Origin of the sequence: Streptococcus sp. FDAARGOS_520, assembly GCF_003812685.1 — a bacterium.
GTDB classification, from domain to species: domain Bacteria; phylum Bacillota; class Bacilli; order Lactobacillales; family Streptococcaceae; genus Streptococcus; species Streptococcus agalactiae.
Genome location: NZ_CP033810.1, coordinates 1065001 through 1083310 on the forward strand (window position 1 = coordinate 1065001; position 18310 = coordinate 1083310).

General features: G+C 35.1%; 21 protein-coding genes. 20 read left to right on the plus strand and 1 reads right to left on the minus strand.

Annotated elements, in window-relative coordinates; translation table 11 throughout:
- Positions 1-318: 318 nt before the first annotated feature.
- The 18 genes from EGX96_RS11150 (at position 319) to EGX96_RS05745 (ending at position 15064) form a co-directional block, all read left to right on the plus strand.
- On the plus strand, positions 319-576 hold the full coding sequence (locus EGX96_RS11150) for a lipoprotein (protein ID WP_011058310.1): 258 nt from the start codon (positions 319-321) through the stop codon (positions 574-576).
- Complete coding sequence (locus EGX96_RS05665) at positions 576-746, plus strand: hypothetical protein (protein WP_000388349.1); 171 nt, start codon at positions 576-578, stop codon at positions 744-746. The genes EGX96_RS11150 and EGX96_RS05665 overlap by 1 nt, the downstream gene beginning before the upstream one ends.
- Positions 747-815: 69 nt before the next feature.
- On the plus strand, positions 816-986 hold the full coding sequence (locus EGX96_RS05670) for a hypothetical protein (RefSeq protein ID WP_000840973.1): 171 nt from the start codon (positions 816-818) through the stop codon (positions 984-986).
- 914 nt (positions 987-1900) lie between these two features.
- Positions 1901-2452: a nucleotidyltransferase family protein gene (locus EGX96_RS05675; protein ID WP_000161851.1), complete on the plus strand. Its 552-nt coding sequence runs from the start codon at positions 1901-1903 to the stop codon at positions 2450-2452.
- Between the two features lie 219 nt (positions 2453-2671).
- Positions 2672-3091: a YjdF family protein gene (locus EGX96_RS05680; protein WP_000784700.1), complete on the plus strand. Its 420-nt coding sequence runs from the start codon at positions 2672-2674 to the stop codon at positions 3089-3091.
- Between the two features lie 199 nt (positions 3092-3290).
- Entirely contained in the window at positions 3291-3770 is a 480-nt protein-coding gene (locus EGX96_RS05685; protein WP_001204194.1) for a sigma-70 family RNA polymerase sigma factor, read from the plus strand.
- Positions 3771-3891: 121 nt separating this feature from the next.
- On the plus strand, positions 3892-4584 hold the full coding sequence (locus EGX96_RS05690; RefSeq protein ID WP_000049272.1) for a histidine phosphatase family protein: 693 nt from the start codon (positions 3892-3894) through the stop codon (positions 4582-4584).
- On the plus strand, positions 4581-5333 hold the full coding sequence (locus tag EGX96_RS05695) for a M15 family metallopeptidase (protein ID WP_000739660.1): 753 nt from the start codon (positions 4581-4583) through the stop codon (positions 5331-5333). The genes EGX96_RS05690 and EGX96_RS05695 overlap by 4 nt, the downstream gene beginning before the upstream one ends.
- The gene (locus EGX96_RS05700; RefSeq protein WP_001231504.1) at positions 5330-5905 is read left to right on the plus strand and encodes a glycoside hydrolase family 73 protein; all 576 of its coding nucleotides are present in this window, start codon (positions 5330-5332) and stop codon (positions 5903-5905) included. The genes EGX96_RS05695 and EGX96_RS05700 overlap by 4 nt, the downstream gene beginning before the upstream one ends.
- 142 nt (positions 5906-6047) lie before the next feature.
- Entirely contained in the window at positions 6048-7082 is a 1035-nt protein-coding gene (hrcA, locus tag EGX96_RS05705) for a heat-inducible transcriptional repressor HrcA (RefSeq protein WP_032465577.1), read from the plus strand.
- A 2-nt stretch (positions 7083-7084) separates the two neighbouring features.
- A complete protein-coding gene (gene grpE, locus EGX96_RS05710) occupies positions 7085-7657 on the plus strand; it encodes a nucleotide exchange factor GrpE (protein ID WP_001865751.1) in 573 nt (190 codons plus the stop codon).
- A 180-nt stretch (positions 7658-7837) separates the two neighbouring features.
- Entirely contained in the window at positions 7838-9667 is a 1830-nt protein-coding gene (gene dnaK / locus EGX96_RS05715) for a molecular chaperone DnaK (protein ID WP_000034648.1), read from the plus strand.
- 288 nt (positions 9668-9955) lie between these two features.
- A complete protein-coding gene (dnaJ, locus tag EGX96_RS05720) occupies positions 9956-11095 on the plus strand; it encodes a molecular chaperone DnaJ (protein ID WP_001066287.1) in 1140 nt (379 codons plus the stop codon).
- A gap of 113 nt (positions 11096-11208) precedes the next feature.
- Positions 11209-12456 (plus strand): aminotransferase-like domain-containing protein, encoded by a 1248-nt coding sequence (locus tag EGX96_RS05725; protein ID WP_000256864.1) that lies wholly within the window; start codon positions 11209-11211, stop codon positions 12454-12456.
- Positions 12457-12526: 70 nt separating this feature from the next.
- Positions 12527-13303, plus strand: coding sequence for a tRNA pseudouridine(38-40) synthase TruA (truA, locus tag EGX96_RS05730; protein ID WP_000199167.1), 777 nt, complete (start codon positions 12527-12529; stop codon positions 13301-13303).
- The gene (locus tag EGX96_RS05735; protein ID WP_000857670.1) at positions 13266-14024 is read left to right on the plus strand and encodes a bifunctional hydroxymethylpyrimidine kinase/phosphomethylpyrimidine kinase; all 759 of its coding nucleotides are present in this window, start codon (positions 13266-13268) and stop codon (positions 14022-14024) included. Before truA ends, EGX96_RS05735 begins: the two co-directional genes overlap by 38 nt.
- 9 nt (positions 14025-14033) lie before the next feature.
- Positions 14034-14498: an ECF transporter S component gene (locus EGX96_RS05740; protein ID WP_001224406.1), complete on the plus strand. Its 465-nt coding sequence runs from the start codon at positions 14034-14036 to the stop codon at positions 14496-14498.
- Positions 14495-15064, plus strand: a complete 570-nt coding sequence (locus tag EGX96_RS05745; RefSeq protein WP_000599671.1) for a TIGR01440 family protein — start codon at positions 14495-14497, stop codon at positions 15062-15064. Before EGX96_RS05740 ends, EGX96_RS05745 begins: the two co-directional genes overlap by 4 nt.
- Before the next feature lie 36 nt (positions 15065-15100).
- Here the strand turns inward: EGX96_RS05745 and EGX96_RS05750 are convergent, their stop codons facing one another.
- Entirely contained in the window at positions 15101-15943 is an 843-nt protein-coding gene (locus EGX96_RS05750) for a mechanosensitive ion channel family protein (protein ID WP_000631144.1), read from the minus strand.
- Positions 15944-16099: 156 nt separating this feature from the next.
- Between EGX96_RS05750 and tig the strand changes: the two genes are divergently transcribed.
- Positions 16100-17383, plus strand: a complete 1284-nt coding sequence (tig, locus tag EGX96_RS05755) for a trigger factor (RefSeq protein ID WP_000107750.1) — start codon at positions 16100-16102, stop codon at positions 17381-17383.
- Between the two features lie 188 nt (positions 17384-17571).
- A complete protein-coding gene (gene rpoE / locus EGX96_RS05760) occupies positions 17572-18147 on the plus strand; it encodes a DNA-directed RNA polymerase subunit delta (protein WP_000418426.1) in 576 nt (191 codons plus the stop codon).
- Positions 18148-18310 lie beyond the last annotated feature (163 nt).

The following is an 18310-nucleotide window of genomic DNA, read 5'->3' on the forward strand; positions in this document are numbered from 1 at the left end:
TTCATTATTGCAATCGTTATAGAAGGTTTAAAACAAGCAGAAATAATAAGGAAATTTTTCAAGAGTTAGTGGAGACTCAACATTTAAATGAAATTCAAAGAGGACTCCTAAATGTCATAGGTTCTGAAGTAATAAAAGTGTTTGTGAATGATAGATAGGTAGTATAAAATAATAAGATTTTTCAGTGTATATGTTACGACTAAAAAATTAAACTCGTGAAAATTTGTTATACTAATATTAGTTTTAACATACTGGTAAATAATAATTATTTTTATTAGATACTTGACATGGGAAGTTTATTTTCTAAGAAAAGAGAGCATGTTGAAAAAATATGTAAAATGGTTAATTCCCATATCTATTATTGGGATGTTACTAGCAGGCTGTCAAATGAATAGTGAATCTAAAAGTCAGTCAAACGAAGTAAAAAATAGCAAACAGTCAGCAGTAAAGAAAGGTAAAAAAGTAATAAAAAAAGAACAAGTAGCTTATCTCAAAAAGCATGAAAAAGAATTAACTGAATATGTCAAAATCCAGATATTAGTGAAATTAAGTATGATTGGAATAGTGTGCGCATAGTGGAAGCTAGTAGTGGAACCCCTCAAGGCGGAGAGCAACTATTATTAATTTTGGGTTATGCAAATGGCAGTGAATTAACCAATTTTACTCTAAATTTCACATTGGGTGATAATCAAATGCCTAATATTGACTCAGTTGGCTCAGATAATTTATCAACTATTGAAGATTAATAATAACAATAAGAAAGGTATATAATGGGATGATGGAATCTTAAGGAATTTGAAGATATATTTTGAAGTATGGCAGAAAGTGCTAATACAGGTCGATCGAATTCTTTTGTTTTAGAAGAATTAACTGAATTTCAAAGAGAAAAGTTAAAAAATGGGGAGTCAGTTAAGTTTAATTTTTCTAAAGATGTTAAGAAAGAAAATAAGGTTATCGAAGGAGGGCACCCCCAAGTCATAGGGTAATCTACCTGCAAACTGGATAAGTCCTTAAATACAATTGATGAAAAAGTAGAGGTTCGCGTTCCTGATGTCAATGGCGGTTATCACTCTGAGCATTGTGTTACTAATTCCTATCAGAAAGGTTACTGAAAGATGATGAAGCAGTAACTCTATAATCACTAAAAGCTCATCATTGCTTAGTGTTTAAGTTAACTTCTAAAGCTCAAACCTTGTTAAATCAAGGTCTGTTTGCTTTTAAAAGTGACATGTTATTTTTCTAAAAATGAGATTATTGGGATTCCTCATTCTAAGTTACTTTGTTTATATGTACCTTTACTTAAGGTTTATTTTCATTATTTTTAATTTAATATTTTGGAGTATGTATGCTCCATTATAGTATTTTCGAAGACATCTTTAAAAGGACTGTAGAAGTTAAAATATTTTAACCTAGTATCTAACGTCATATATTGGTACATAGTTTTAAGTATCCTTTTGATAACCTTGTACATATGAAATAGGCTAGATATTTTTAGTGAACTAAATGTAAGTTTATTGCTTGTATTAGGCGGGATAACAATATTGTTGTTTTTATTCTTTCTGAGTAATGGTTTATTAATCATGTAATTATTCTGGTATCAAATGATACTTTTAATATTCCAGTTTGTCAATAAATCATCAATGTAATTCTTTTCATCAAAAGCGATCCCTTTATCTAGTTGATTTAATATGTTAACTTGATGATTGTTCTTCTTGCTTAATATATGGGATAATAATTATCTTAAATTGACACTTGGAGCATTCAATCACGTGATGTAATAACTAAAAATTGTTTAAAATTTAAGGATGTATTTCTTGTTGATCTTACTATCTGATCTAATAATAGTATATAATAAGATTAAAATTTAAACATTGTCTGGAGATGTAGCAAAGGAGATAAAATGACTAAAATTTATCATATGATTTTATGTAATTCTGATATAATGAAGATTTTAGCTATAATAAAATCTCTTCCACTGAATGATTGTTGGCTGTGTGCTGGCACATTGAGAAACTTTGTATGGAATAAACTTTCTGGAATAAATGAGACATTGACATCAGATATTGATGTTGTATTTTTTGATAAAAATATTTCTTATGAAGAAACGGTGGTATTAGAACAACAATTAAAGGATAACTATCCACAGTACGATTGGGAACTTAAAAATGAATTTTACATGAACACTCATTCTCCTAATACCCCAAAGTATACTAGCTCTAAAGATGCTATTTCAAAATTTCCTGAAAAGTGTACTGCAGTGGGAGCAAGGTTAGATGATAGAAATCAACTCGAACTTTACCTCCCTTATGGTGAAGAGGAAATATTAAATTTCATTGTTAGTCCTACGCCATATTTTGAAGAGGATCTATTACGTTATAATGTTTATTTGAAGCGAGTGGATAAGAAGAAATGGAATAATATTTGGCCTCGTTTAACAATCATAAAAAAATGATAACGTTACTGGAGTTGGCTTAACAGCTTTTAAATTTTTAGACTGACAAATAGTATAGACCTTTAATAAGGTCGTTTATCGATAATCATAGTGTACTGTGTTATAATCGTTATAGCATAAAAACACGTTGCAGTTGGTAGTCTGCAAGCGTTCAGTGAACGTCAGTAACCTTCCCTCCAGGTCGTCCATTGCAATTTAATATTTAAAGGAGGGGGCTGTATGAAAATGACAGTCTATTTTGATGGTAATTTTTGGTTGGGTTTGATTGAGTACGATGATGATGGTGATTACAAAGTTTTTCGGTATTTTTTTGGAAAAGAACCTAAAGATGATGATGTTTTTAATTTTATAAATCATAAACTTAATGATTTGATAAAAAAATATGAGTTTGTTAAAACGGATATTTCTCTAAAGCGTACGAATGAACACAAAAAAAGTCCTAAAAGAATGCAAAGAGAAATTAATAGAGAAAAACGTAAGCCAGTAGTATCTACAAAAGCGCAATTGGCGATGAAAACTATTCATATGAGTATAAAAAACGAACGTCAATTAAGTCAGAAATGTAAGAAAAATGAGTTAAGAAAACATCGGTACCAATTAAAACAAGAAAAACGTTACCAAAAGAAAAAAGGACATTGATTGTGTCATCATATAAAAAGCTTGAGAGTGTCATCTCAAGCTTTTTATATGTTAACTAATATGAGTCACTAAATAGTCTGATAATGCTCAATTAATGTGTTTTGGGAAAAAATCATTTCCTTAAAGGACACCATTGTCATGTTGTTATCACCTTACTTTTTTTATACTTAGTATATGTTTAAGAAAGGAATAAGTTGTTTTGAGAGATTTTGAGGAGTTGTTTGATAAAGTAAAGCCAATCGTAATGAAGCTGAGAAGAAATTATTTTGTTCAACTTTGGGAATATGATGATTGGATTCAAGAAGGACGTATTGTACTTTTTAGGTTGCTTGAAGAGCATCCGTATTTATTGGATAATGAAAGCAAACTATTCATTTACTTTAAAACAAAATTTTCAAATTATTTAAACGATGTATTAAGACACCAAGATTGTCAAAAGCGACAATTTAATAAAATGCCTTATGAAGAAATAAGTGAAGTTAGTCACTATGTTAAGAGTAAAGGACTAGTTTTAGATGACTATATTGCTTATCGTGATACTTTAACAAAAGTGGAAGAAACTTTGTCAGATATTGATAAAGAAAAATTTGAAAAACTGATTAGTGGTGAACGTTTTGCGGGGAAGAAACAATTCATACGAGATATTCAACCCTTTTTCAATGCTTTTAAAGCGGATTAATCGATTTTATTTCTGCAGTAGATAGCTGCAGAATTTTTTTATAGGGAAAGTTCGCTGATATATTCCTGTGAAAGCCTTTGTTTTTTGTTATAATATAATAAAATGCTTGTGAGGTGTCAGTATGAGTAAAGTTCGTTTATATATCGCTCGTCATGGTAAAACAATGTTTAATACAATTGGTCGCGCTCAGGGGTGGAGTGATACTCCTTTAACTACTTTTGGAGAACTCGGGATTAAAGAGCTTGGTTTGGGACTAAAGGCTTCAAATATTAGTTTTAAAGAGGCTTTTTCTAGTGATAGTGGACGTACTTTACAAACTATGGAAATTATTCTCAGGGAAGTGCAACAAGAAAATATTCCCTATACGAGAGATAAACGAATCCGCGAGTGGTGCTTTGGTAGTTTGGATGGAGGATATGATGGCGACCTTTTTAATGGCGTTCTGCCTCGAGTTTCAAACGGAGATATGAGCCATTTGACACACGAAGAAATTGCTAATTTGATTTGTCAAGTTGATACGGCTGGCTGGGCAGAACCGTGGGCAATATTGAGTAACCGTATTCTGTCAGGCTTCACTGCTATAGCTAAAAAAATAGAGGATATTGGGGGAGGTAATGCGATTGTTGTCAGTCATGGGATGACTATTGCGACTTTTTTATGGTTAATCGACCATAGTACCCCTCGTAGTTTAGGCTTAGATAATGGTAGTGTCTCAGTCGTTGATTTTGAAGATGGAACATTTTCTATTCAATCTATTGGGGATATGTCCTATCGAGAAAAAGGAAGAGAAATTTTAGAAAAAACATTGCAATGAAAAAAAATAAAATTATCCGATTCAGTTTAGTTGGTGTTCTACTTGCGATACTATGCTTTAGTCTTTTTGCTTTATTGAAGCCTAACAGTCAACAATCATCATCTCAAAAGTTGAGGAATGAGGATATAAAAAAGATATCCTCTCAAAAAAGAAATAAGAAATTACAATTACCAGCTGTATCATCAAAAGATTGGAACTTGATTTTGGTCAATCGTGACCATAAACATGAAGAATTAAGTCCAGATGTGGTTCCTGTTGAAAATATTTATTTGGATAAACGTATTACGAAGCAAGCTACTCAGTTTTTAGAGGCTGCTAGAGCAATTGATTCACGAGAACATTTAATTTCGGGTTATCGTAGTGTTGCCTATCAGGAGAAGTTGTTCAATTCTTATGTTACTCAAGAGATGACTAGTAACCCTAATTTGACGAGGGGACAAGCAGAAAAGTTGGTAAAAACTTACTCTCAGCCTGCAGGTGCTAGTGAACACCAGACTGGATTAGCGATGGATATGAGTACTGTAGATTCTTTGAATGAGAGCGATCCTAGAGTAGTCAGTCAGTTGAAAAAGATAGCTCCACAATATGGTTTTGTCTTACGGTTTCCGGATGGTAAAACAGCAGAAACAGGGGTAGGTTATGAAGATTGGCATTACCGCTATGTTGGGGTAGAGTCTGCAAAATATATGGCCAAACATCATTTAACATTAGAAGAATACATAACTTTATTAAAGGAGAATAACCAATGAGGAAACGTTTTTCCTTGCTAAATTTTATTGTTGTTACTTTTATTTTCTTTTTCTTTATTCTTTTTCCGCTTTTAAACCATAAGGGAAAAGTAGATGCTAATTCTAGGCAGAGTGTTACCTACACCAAAGAAGAATTTATACAAAAAATTGTGCCAGATGCGCAAGATCTAGGAAAGTCGTACGGTATTCGTCCTTCATTTATTATTGCACAGGCGGCTTTGGATTCTGATTTCGGAGAGAAAATATTAGCTAATAAGTATCATAATCTGTTTGGTTTGCTTGCAGAACCAGGAACGCCCTCAATTACCTTAAATGATAGTAGTACAGGAAAAAAACAGGAAAAGCAATTTACTCATTATAAATCTTGGAAGTATTCAATGTATGATTACCTTGCTCATATAAAATCTGGAGCGACAGGCAAAAAAGATTCATATACTATAATGGTGTCTGTTAAAAATCCAAAAACTTTAGTGCAAAAATTACAAGATAGTGGTTTTGATAATGACAAAAAGTACGCTAAAAAAATGACGGAAATCATTGATTTGTATGATTTAACAAGATATGATAAGTGATATTAGCACTCTTTGAATAAGAGTGCTAATTTTTGATGTTTTTTCCTTGACTATCTTTTAAAAAGGAGTATAATAAAATCATAGTTAGCAGTCGATGTGTAAGAGTGCTAATTTCAGAAAGACCGAGAGGGGTGATGTTTTTGTGATTACACAACGTCAAAATGATATTTTGAATTTAATCGTTGAGTTATTTACACAAACTCATGAACCAGTAGGGTCTAAAGCTTTACAGAGAACGATTGATTCTAGTAGCGCCACTATTCGTAATGATATGGCAAAACTAGAGAAGTTGGGGTTATTGGAAAAAGCACACACTTCTAGTGGACGGATGCCGAGTCCAGCTGGTTTTAAGTATTTTGTAGAGCAATCCCTTAGACTAGATAGTATTGATGAGCAAGATATTTATCATGTTATAAAAGCTTTTGACTTTGAAGCATTCAAATTAGAAGACATGCTTCAAAAAGCTAGTCATATTTTATCGGAGATGACGGGCTATACATCCGTTATTTTAGATGTGGAGCCAGCTCGTCAACGTTTGACAGGGTTTGATGTTGTTCAGCTTAGCAACCATGATGCTCTAGCAGTCATGACTTTAGATGAATCTAAGCCAGTGACAGTGCAGTTTGCTATTCCAAGAAACTTTTTGACACGTGACTTGATAGCATTTAAAGCTATCGTAGAGGAGCGCTTGCTGGATGGTAGTGTCATGGATATTCATTATAAGTTGAGGACAGAAATTCCTCAGATCGTTCAGAAGTATTTTGTAACTACGGATAATGTTTTACAACTATTTGATTATGTTTTTTCAGAGCTGTTTCTGGAAACGGTATTTGTAGCTGGCAAGGTAAATTCTTTAACGTATTCAGATCTATCAACGTATCAGTTTTTGGATAATGAGCAGCAAGTAGCGATTTCTTTGAGGCAAAGTCTGAAAGAGGGTGAGATGGCTTCTGTCCAAGTGGCAGATAGTCAAGAAGCCGCACTTGCAGATGTGTCAGTTTTAACTCACAAATTTTTGATTCCTTACCGTGGATTTGGACTCCTGAGTTTGATTGGTCCTATTGATATGGATTATCGTAGGTCTGTTAGTTTGGTAAACATTATCGGAAAGGTATTGGCTGCTAAATTAGGTGATTATTATCGATACCTAAATTCTAACCATTATGAAGTTCACTGATAATGGCAGTATTCAATAAGTTATTTAAAAGGAGGCACTCAGTGTCAGAAGAAATTAAAAAAGACGATTTACAGGAAGAAGTGGAAGCCACTGAAACTGAAGAGACAGTTGAGGAAGTTATTGAAGAAATTCCTGAAAAATCAGAGTTAGAACTCGCAAACGAGCGTGCTGATGAGTTTGAAAATAAATACTTGCGAGCTCATGCAGAAATGCAGAATATACAACGTCGCTCTAGTGAAGAACGTCAACAACTTCAACGCTATCGTTCTCAGGATCTGGCAAAAGCAATCTTACCATCGCTTGACAATCTAGAACGTGCCTTGGCTGTTGAAGGGTTGACAGATGATGTTAAAAAAGGTTTAGAAATGACTCGTGATAGCCTTATTCAAGCACTAAAGGAAGAAGGCGTAGAAGAAGTAGAAGTCGACTCATTTGACCACAACTTTCATATGGCAGTTCAGACTCTCCCAGCCGATGATGAACATCCAGCCGATAGCATTGCAGAAGTCTTTCAAAAGGGATATAAATTGCACGAGCGTCTGCTAAGACCAGCGATGGTAGTTGTCTATAACTAAGGTAAATGAGTTTTCGTTTTTGTCCGTAATGACAGTAAACTAGATAGCAAGTTAGAAGCTATTCAGCTTGCTGATTAAACTATAGTGATTGCTTAGAATTGGAAGTAAAATAATTCGAGTGCTTACTAAGATAAATTGAAATAAAAAGTAATAAAGTATTATAAAATAAGAGGTATTAACATGTCTAAAATTATTGGTATTGACTTAGGTACAACAAACTCAGCAGTAGCAGTTCTTGAAGGGACTGAATCAAAAATCATTGCTAACCCAGAAGGCAATCGTACAACTCCTTCAGTAGTATCATTCAAAAATGGTGAAATTATCGTGGGTGATGCTGCAAAACGTCAAGCGGTAACAAATCCAGATACTGTTATCTCTATCAAATCAAAGATGGGAACTTCTGAAAAAGTTTCTGCAAATGGTAAAGAATATACTCCTCAAGAAATTTCAGCAATGATTCTTCAATACCTTAAAGGTTATGCTGAAGACTATCTTGGAGAAAAAGTAGAAAAAGCAGTTATTACTGTTCCAGCTTACTTCAACGATGCACAACGTCAGGCAACTAAAGACGCTGGTAAAATTGCAGGTCTTGAAGTAGAACGTATCGTTAACGAACCAACAGCAGCCGCACTTGCTTATGGTATGGACAAGACTGACAAGGATGAAAAAATCTTAGTTTTTGACCTTGGTGGTGGTACATTTGACGTATCAATCCTTGAATTAGGTGATGGTGTCTTCGACGTTCTTGCAACAGCAGGTGATAACAAACTTGGTGGTGACGACTTTGACCAGAAAATTATTGATTTCTTGGTAGAAGAATTCAAGAAAGAAAATGGTATTGATCTTTCTCAAGACAAAATGGCTCTTCAACGCTTGAAAGATGCTGCTGAAAAAGCTAAAAAAGACCTTTCAGGTGTAACTCAAACTCAAATTTCATTACCGTTCATCACTGCTGGTTCTGCTGGTCCTCTTCACTTGGAGATGAGCTTATCACGTGCTAAATTTGACGATCTCACTCGTGACCTTGTTGAACGTACGAAAACTCCAGTTCGTCAAGCTCTTTCAGATGCAGGCTTGTCATTGTCAGAAATTGATGAAGTTATCCTCGTTGGTGGATCAACACGTATCCCAGCAGTTGTTGAAGCTGTAAAAGCTGAAACTGGTAAAGAACCAAATAAATCTGTTAACCCTGATGAAGTGGTTGCTATGGGTGCTGCTATCCAAGGTGGTGTTATCACTGGGGATGTGAAAGACGTTGTACTTCTTGACGTAACACCATTGTCACTTGGTATCGAAACAATGGGTGGTGTCTTCACTAAATTGATCGACCGCAACACAACAATCCCAACATCTAAATCACAAGTCTTCTCAACAGCAGCAGACAACCAACCAGCCGTTGATATCCATGTTCTTCAAGGTGAACGCCCAATGGCAGCAGATAACAAAACACTCGGTCGCTTCCAATTGACTGATATCCCAGCTGCACCTCGTGGAATCCCACAAATTGAAGTAACATTTGATATCGATAAAAATGGTATTGTATCTGTTAAAGCTAAAGATCTCGGTACTCAAAAAGAACAACACATTGTTATCCAATCTAATTCAGGATTAACTGATGAAGAAATTGATAAAATGATGAAAGATGCTGAAGCAAATGCTGAAGCAGATGCAAAACGTAAAGAAGAAGTTGATCTTAAAAATGAAGTTGACCAAGCCATCTTTGCAACAGAAAAAACTATTAAAGAAACTGAAGGCAAAGGCTTTGATACAGAACGTGATGCAGCGCAATCAGCACTTGATGAGTTGAAAAAAGCTCAAGAATCAGGTAACCTTGACGACATGAAAGCTAAACTTGAAGCTCTTAACGAAAAAGCACAAGCTCTTGCAGTTAAACTTTACGAACAAGCGGCTGCAGCACAACAAGCAGCTCAAGGGGCTGAAGGTGCACAATCAGCTGATTCATCAAGCAAGGGTGATGATGTTGTAGATGGCGAATTCACTGAGAAATAATTATTAATATTGTTCAGATTCATTTGAATATAAGCATGAAAACTATACTAGCATAGTAAAGTTCTTCGTGATAGGGGTTGCTCAATAATCTAGATAAGTTTCAGATTACATAAGCTAATTTCGCTATCACTAAATAAAAACATATTAATAATAAATAGGCGGGGCGCCTCGCTCCGTCTGTTTTATTAAGTGTCATATATATGTTAACTATTTAGAGCTGTAACTGGGCAAGAATAATTGTTAATCTCTTCAAGTGTAGTATATGAACAAAATATAAAGGATTAGATAATGAACAATACAGAATTTTATGATCGTCTTGGCGTTTCAAAAGATGCTTCTCAGGACGAAATAAAAAAAGCTTACCGTAGGATGTCTAAGAAATACCATCCAGATATTAATAAGGAGACGGGAGCAGAGGAAAAATATAAAGAGGTTCAAGAAGCTTATGAAACCTTGAGTGATACACAAAAACGTGCTGCCTATGATCAATATGGCGCTGCTGGGGCAAATGGCGGTTTTGGTGGCTTCGATGGTGGCGGTTTTGGTGGCTTCGATGGTGGTGGCTTTGGTGGTTTTGAAGACATCTTCTCAAGCTTTTTTGGTGGAGGAGGGATGCGCAATCCTAATGCACCACGTCAAGGAGATGACCTACAATATCGTGTTAATTTAAGTTTTGAAGAAGCTATCTTTGGAGCTGAAAAAGAAGTATCTTATAATCGGGAGTCATCATGTCATACTTGTTCAGGAAGTGGAGCTAAGCCAGGTACTAGCCCTGTGACTTGTCAAAAGTGTCATGGTTCGGGTGTGATTAATGTTGATACACAAACACCTCTAGGAACAATGCGTCGCCAAGTGACTTGTGATGTTTGTCAGGGTAGTGGTCAAGAAATCAAAGAGAAATGTCCAACATGTCATGGAACTGGTCATGAGAAGAAGACGCATAAAGTATCAGTTAAAATACCTGCAGGAGTTGAAACTGGGCAACAAATTCGTTTAACAGGACAAGGTGAAGCTGGCTTCAATGGTGGTCCTTATGGTGATCTCTTTGTTATTATTAACGTTCTCCCAAGCCAACAGTTTGAGCGTAATGGATCAACAATTTATTATACTTTGAATATTAGCTTTGTCCAAGCTGCTTTGGGTGATACAATTGATATACCTACTGTCCATGGAGCGGTAGAAATGTCAATTCCTGCTGGTACTCAGACAGGAAAAACGTTTCGTCTTCGCGGAAAAGGTGCCCCTAAACTTCGAGGGGGTGGACAAGGTGATCAGCATGTTACTGTTAACATCGTAACTCCTACTAAATTGAATGATGCTCAAAAAGAGGCATTGCACGCTTTTGCAGAGGCAAGTGGAGATAAGATGGTACATCCGAAGAAGAAAGGTTTCTTTGATAAAGTCAAAGATGCTTTAGATGTTGATTAAAAAATAAAAGTCTAGAATCGAAAGTATTCTAGACTTTTTTGTATTGCTAGAGGGATTGCTTGAACCTAAATTTTACAGTACAATGAATCTAATATTGTAGGGGGACAATTTTTATGGTAACCAAAGTTGAAGAGATTCGCTCATATTTGATAGCTTCTATACAAAATGGTAAGTTGGCTCCAGGAGATCGCCTACCATCTATAAGACAGTTAGCTAATCAATTTTTCTGTAACAAAGATACAGTGCAACGAGTTTTGATGGAATTGCGTTTTGATAATTATATCTATGCAAAGCCTAGGTCAGGCTATTACGTCTTTGATTCTCATCAAGAGGAAGTTGAAGAAGGGGTTAGTTTACCAAACTCTGAGATTGCAAATATAGCTTATGATGATTTTAGATTGTGTTTGAATGAGACCCTTATTGGTAGGGAAGATTACCTTTTCAATTATTACTATCGTCAAGAAGGTCTTCTTGATTTAAGTAAAGCAGTGGCTAAATTAATGGAAGAAACAGGGGTCTATGTTCCCCTTGATGATATTGTTATTACGGCTGGTACTCAACAGGCATTATTTATTTTGACACAGGTTACCTTTCCAAATCGAAAATCTCGAGTTTTAATAGAAGAACCGACCTATCCTCGTATGATTGAACTAATCAAAACACAAAATTTACCCTATGAAACTATTTCTCGAGGTACTCATGGAATTGATTTTCAGCGTTTAGAGGAGATTTTCCAGACACAATCAATTAAGTTTTTTTATGTTATACCTCGCATGCATAATCCTTTGGGAACATCCTATAATCCGGTAGAGATGAAAAGATTAATAGAGATGGCAGAGAAGTATGATGTTTATATTGTGGAAGATGACTATATGTCTGATTTTGCAAGTCAGTCACCATTACATTATTATGATACTCACGGGCGTGTTATTTATCTAAAATCTTTTTCAAAGGCTATTTTCCCTGCTTTAAGATTAGCTGCGATTTGTTTACCACAAGCTTTAAAATCAACATTTATGGCTTACAAGAAGTTGATGGATTATGATACTAATCTGATTTTACAAAAAGCATTAGCGCTTTATATTGAAAATGGCCTTTATGCTAAGAATAGTCAATATTTGAAATATCGTTATCAGAAAGACCTTGCAAATTCAAAATCTATTTTAGCTGATCACCCTAATCTACCCTCATATAGTTTACATCACGATAGTGTATTATTTGATTGTTCGAAACTCGATAACTTTAAAATATTACGGCAATACGGCGATACTTTGGAAAATTATTTTTGTCAAAAATCGCATCAATCTCTCTTACAAGTAAAAAATGATTCCTGCTTAAAGCAGTTCTTGGGATCGTTGTAGTATAATTGTAGGGGGACAGTTTAAAATAGATAATATAGTTTTCATAAATGAAAGGTGGTAAAATAAACCCATGACAAGGTATAAGGCACAGATTTCTTATGATGGTTCAGCTTTTTCAGGCTTCCAAAGACAACCAAATTGTAGGACAGTTCAAGAAGAAATTGAGAGAACTCTTAAGCGCCTAAATAGCGGGAACGATGTGATAATCCATGGTGCTGGTCGCACAGATGTTGGTGTTCATGCTTATGGACAAGTTATCCATTTTGATTTACCACAGGCGCGTGATGTAGAAAAATTACGCTTTGGTTTAGATACACAGTGTCCAGACGATATTGATATTGTCAAAGTAGAGCAAGTGTCTGATGATTTTCATTGTCGATATGATAAACACATTAAAACTTATGAGTTTTTAGTGGATATCGGTAGGCCGAAAAATCCTATGATGAGAAACTATGCAACACATTACCCTTATCCTGTCATTATTGAGCTTATGCAAGAAGCTATTAAAGATTTAGTAGGTACCCATGACTTTACAGGCTTTACTGCTTCAGGTACGAGTGTAGAAAATAAAGTACGTACTATTTTTGATGCGAAAATTCAGTTTGAAGCGTCTAAAAATCTTTTAATTTTTACCTTTACAGGAAATGGTTTTTTGTATAAACAGGTGCGTAATATGGTTGGTACCCTGCTAAAAATTGGTAATGGACGCATGCCTATTAGCCAAATCAAAACAATTTTACAGGCTAAAAATCGGGATTTAGCAGGTCCAACTGCGGCAGGAAATGGTTTATATTTGAAGGAGATTATTTATGAAGACGAGGAATGTTTTAGCAATTTCAGGAAATGATATTTTCTCTGGCGGCGGCTTGCATGCAGATTTAGCAACTTACGTTGTTAATAAATTACATGGTTTTGTGGCAGTAACATGCTTAACAGCAATGTCAGATAAAGGGTTTGAAGTCATTCCTATAGAGGCATCTATACTAAAGCAGCAACTAGAAAGTTTAAAAGATGTAGAGTTTGGGTCTATTAAACTAGGATTGCTTCCCAATGTAGAAACAGCACAAGTTGTTTTGGAATTTGTAAAATCAAAACAAGAATGTCCAGTAGTCTTAGACCCAGTCTTAGTTTGTAAAGAAAATCATGATTTAGAAGTTAGCCAATTACGTGAGCAGCTAATTGCGTTTTTCCCATATGCTGATGTGATTACTCCTAATTTAGTAGAGGCTCAATTATTGACGGGTCTTTCGATTGAAAACTTAGATCAAATGAAAATTGCTGCTGAGAAACTTTACGATATGGGAGCTAAACATGTTGTTATCAAAGGGGGCAACCGTTTAAATGCTGAAGAGGCTACAGACCTTTACTATGATGGTGAACGTTTTGAAACCTATGTTTTTCCTGTAGTAGATGCCAATAATACAGGTGCTGGATGTACATTTGCGTCAAGTATTGCCAGCCAATTAGCTATGGGTAAAAATGTAGAAGATGCAGTCAAAATGTCTAAAGGTTTCGTCTATCAAGCTATTAAAGCATCGGATAAGTACGGAGTTGTCCAACATTTTTAGGAGATTTTAATGAGGAAAGAGAAAACTAGTCAATTGGTTCAATTGGCAATTGTAACAGCTATATCTATTGTATTGGGGATGTTTATAAGTATTCCGACACCAACAGGTTTTTTGACATTACTAGATGCTGGAATATTCTTTGCTGCCTTTTACTTTGGCAAAAAAGAAGGGGCTGTGGTAGGTGCCTTAGCTGGTTTTTTAATTGATTTATTGAAAGGTTATCCCAATTGGATGTTCTTTAGTTTATTGATTCATGGGACGCAAGGGTATTTAGCGGGTTTACCAGGTAGAAGACGTCTTTTAGGTCTTATTAGTGCAACTCTTGTTATGGTATTAGGTTATGCTATAGCTAGTGGATTGATGTATGGTTGGGGAGCTGTTCTACCAGATATTCCTGGCAATATTATGCAAAATATGGTTGGTATGGTTGTTGGTTTTGCTCTTAATAAGTCTCTAGAAAGAGTGAAGAAATGATACTAGATTATAATAAGTTAAAGCAGGAAACTAAAGCTATTGTAGTTGATATTATTGAACGTAGCGCTCTTAAAAAAGGTCAAATTTTTGTACTAGGTCTATCATCTAGTGAGGTTTCTGGTGGTTTAATTGGAAAAAATTCTAGTTCTGAAATTGGTGAAATTATCGTTGAAGTTATCCTCAAAGAGTTACATTCACGCGGCATCTATTTAGCAGTTCAAGGTTGTGAACATGTTAATAGGGCGTTGGTTGTTGAAGCAGAATTGGCTGAACGTCAACAGTTGGAAGTCGTTAATGTTGTTCCTAATCTACATGCTGGCGGTAGTGGTCAGGTTGCAGCTTTTAAGTTGATGACATCACCAGTTGAGGTTGAAGAAATTGTGGCACATGCTGGAATTGATATTGGAGATACTTCTATTGGAATGCATATCAAGAGAGTACAAGTTCCCTTGATTCCAATTAGTCGTGAGTTGGGAGGAGCACACGTTACAGCACTAGCTAGTCGTCCTAAATTAATTGGCGGTGCTAGAGCAGGATATACGAGCGATCCAATCCGTAAATTTTAAAATAAACCTCTGCTCTGCAGAGGTTTATTATTTATCTCAACGAGAGTGGTTATTGGAGAAATTGTACGTTGGTAAGTCAATACCTTCTTCAAGAATAGCTTTTTGATAAAGTTTGTAAAATTCAGCATAGATGTCAAACTGAGCACCGTTTTGCGTGAAGATATTAATACGATAAACAAATTGACCATTAGCATTGGTTGTAGGACCAAAAACAGTAGGCTCTCCAACGATAGCAGGGTGTTTTGAAACATACTCTTCATTGATTTTTGTTACAATATCAGAAATCTGATCAAGGTTTGTATGAACAAATAAAGGAATATCAATTTGAGCACGCATATTGCTACGAGACTTATTGCTGACAATTGTAATATTACGATTAGGAATGAAGTGCAAGGTTCCATCGAAATCATGAATTTGTGTGGTGCGTATCCCAACATTAGTAACAGTGCCTGATACAGTACCAACATTAATAATATCACCAACATCAAATTGGTTTTCTAGCAGAATAAAAAAGCCATTGACAACATCTGATAAGAAGCCTTGAGCACCAAGTCCAATAGCAACCCCAGCAATACCAGCCCCAGCTAATAAACTAGAAATTGGAACGCCCAATATACTTAAAATCCAATAGAATAGAAAGAAATAAAGGGTATAGTTTAAAACATTGTGAGAAAGTTTAGCTAATGTTTTTTGACGAGCTACTTTTTGTCTAGAAAAGGCGAGTGAGCGATTAACAGTCTTTTCGAAAAGATAATTGATGACTTGCCTAACGATAACGAATGCAATGATTAATAATAAGATTGATATTAGTTTGGTGAAGAAAGTAAATAAAACTTCCTCTACATTAAGATGGTCTATAAATTTTTCTAAAGTAATCATAGTAATAGTCTAGTAAAAAAAAAGCCATAGAGCAAGTATTTTAAAAGCTTATCGTTAAGCAGTTTAAAGCTTCTTTTTTGCATAAAAACTTTGTAAAACGTTTTAAATTATGGTAAACTAAACTGTATCTAAATAATTTTAAGGAGAAATGACTTAATGTCTACATCATTTGAAAATAAAGCTACAAACCGTGGTATTATCACATTTACAATTAGTCAAGATGAGATCAAGCCAGCTCTTGATCAAGCATTCAACAAAGTAAAAAAAGATTTGAACGTTCCAGGATTCCGTAAAGGACATATGCCTCGTACAGTTTTCAACCAAAAATTTGGTGAAGAAGCACTCTACGAAAATGCATTGAATTTAGTGTTGCCAAAGGCTTACGAAGCAGCTGTTGCAGAACTTGGTTTAGACGTTGTTGCTCAACCAAAAATTGATGTTGTATCAATGGAAAAAGGTCAAGATTGGAAGTTGACAGCTGAAGTTGTTACAAAACCAGAAGTTAAACTTGGAGATTACAAAGACCTTTCAGTAGAAGTTGATGCTTCAAAAGAAGTTTCAGATGAAGAAGTTGATGCTAAAGTTGAACGTGAGCGTAACAACCTTGCAGAATTGACTGTTAAAGATGGTGAAGCAGCACAAGGTGATACAGTTGTTATTGACTTTGTAGGTTCAGTTGATGGTGTTGAATTTGATGGTGGTAAAGGAGATAACTTCTCACTTGAACTTGGTTCAGGTCAATTTATCCCAGGATTTGAAGAACAATTAGTAGGTTCTAAAGCTGGTCAAACTGTAGACGTTAATGTAACATTCCCAGAAGATTATCAAGCAGAAGATCTTGCTGGTAAAGATGCTAAATTTGTTACAACAATTCATGAAGTAAAAACTAAAGAAGTTCCAGCACTTGATGATGAACTTGCAAAAGATATTGATGATGAAGTTGAAACACTTGATGAGTTGAAAGCGAAATATCGCAAAGAGCTAGAATCAGCAAAAGAAATTGCATTTGATGATGCAGTTGAAGGTGCAGCAATCGAATTAGCTGTTGCCAATGCAGAAATTGTTGAATTACCAGAAGAAATGGTCCATGATGAAGTACATCGTGCTATGAATGAGTTCATGGGTAATATGCAACGTCAAGGAATTTCACCAGAAATGTACTTCCAATTAACAGGTACAACTGAAGAAGACCTTCATAAGCAATACCAAGCAGATGCTGACAAACGCGTTAAAACTAACCTTGTTATCGAAGCAATTGCAGCTGCAGAAGGCTTTGAAGCAACAGATGAAGAAATCGAAAAAGAAATCACAGATCTTGCTTCAGAATACAATATGGAAGCTGACCAAGTACGCGGTCTACTTTCAGCAGATATGCTTAAACATGATATTGCAATGAAAAAAGCGGTTGACGTTATCACTAGCTCAGCTACTGTAAAATAATTGCTTATTAAATTTTGAAAAGATTGGGCTTCCCAGTCTTTTTATTTGTGATTATTCTTTTGACGAATAGCTAAAAATAGCGTAAAATAGTAAATAGCGAAAATTTGAAAATATGACTTATCTATTTTCTATCTATAAAGAATATTGCTAAACAAAATGATAGTCTTACACAATTAAGGAGAATAACTTTGGAATTAGAAGTATTTGCTGGGCAAGAAAAAAGTGAACTTTCGATGATTGAAGTTGCTCGCGCTATTTTAGAGCAACGTGGTCGTGATAACGAAATGTACTTCAGCGATTTGGTAAATGATATTCAAACCTACCTTGGAAAATCTGACTCAGCAATCCGTGAGTCATTGCCATTTTTCTATTCAGATTTGAATACAGACGGAAGTTTTATTCCACTTGGCGAAAACAAATGGGGACTTCGTTCATGGTATGCTATCGATGAAATTGACGAGGAAATCATCACTCTTGAAGAAGATGAAGATGGCGCTCCAAAACGTAAGAAGAAACGTGTCAATGCTTTCATGGATGGTGATGAAGATGCTATTGATTACAATGATGATGATCCAGAAGATGAAGATTTCACAGAAGAAACACCAAGTTTAGAATATGATGAAGAAAACCCTGACGATGAAAAATCAGAGGTAGAATCGTATGATTCTGAGATTAATGAAATCATTCCTGATGAAGATTTAGATGAGGATGTAGAAATCAACGAAGAAGACGATGAAGAGGAAGAAGAGGAAGAAGAGGTTTAGACGGGGATTTTGTATTTGACAAATAGTCAGATATAGTTTAAACTATTATTCGGGCACCTCTTATGAGGTCAGATAAAGCTCCCTAGTGATAGGGGGCTATTTTGTTTTTGGGAAAGATACAGAATGGTTCCAGATAGTTTTCTGAGTAGGCCCTTGATCAGAT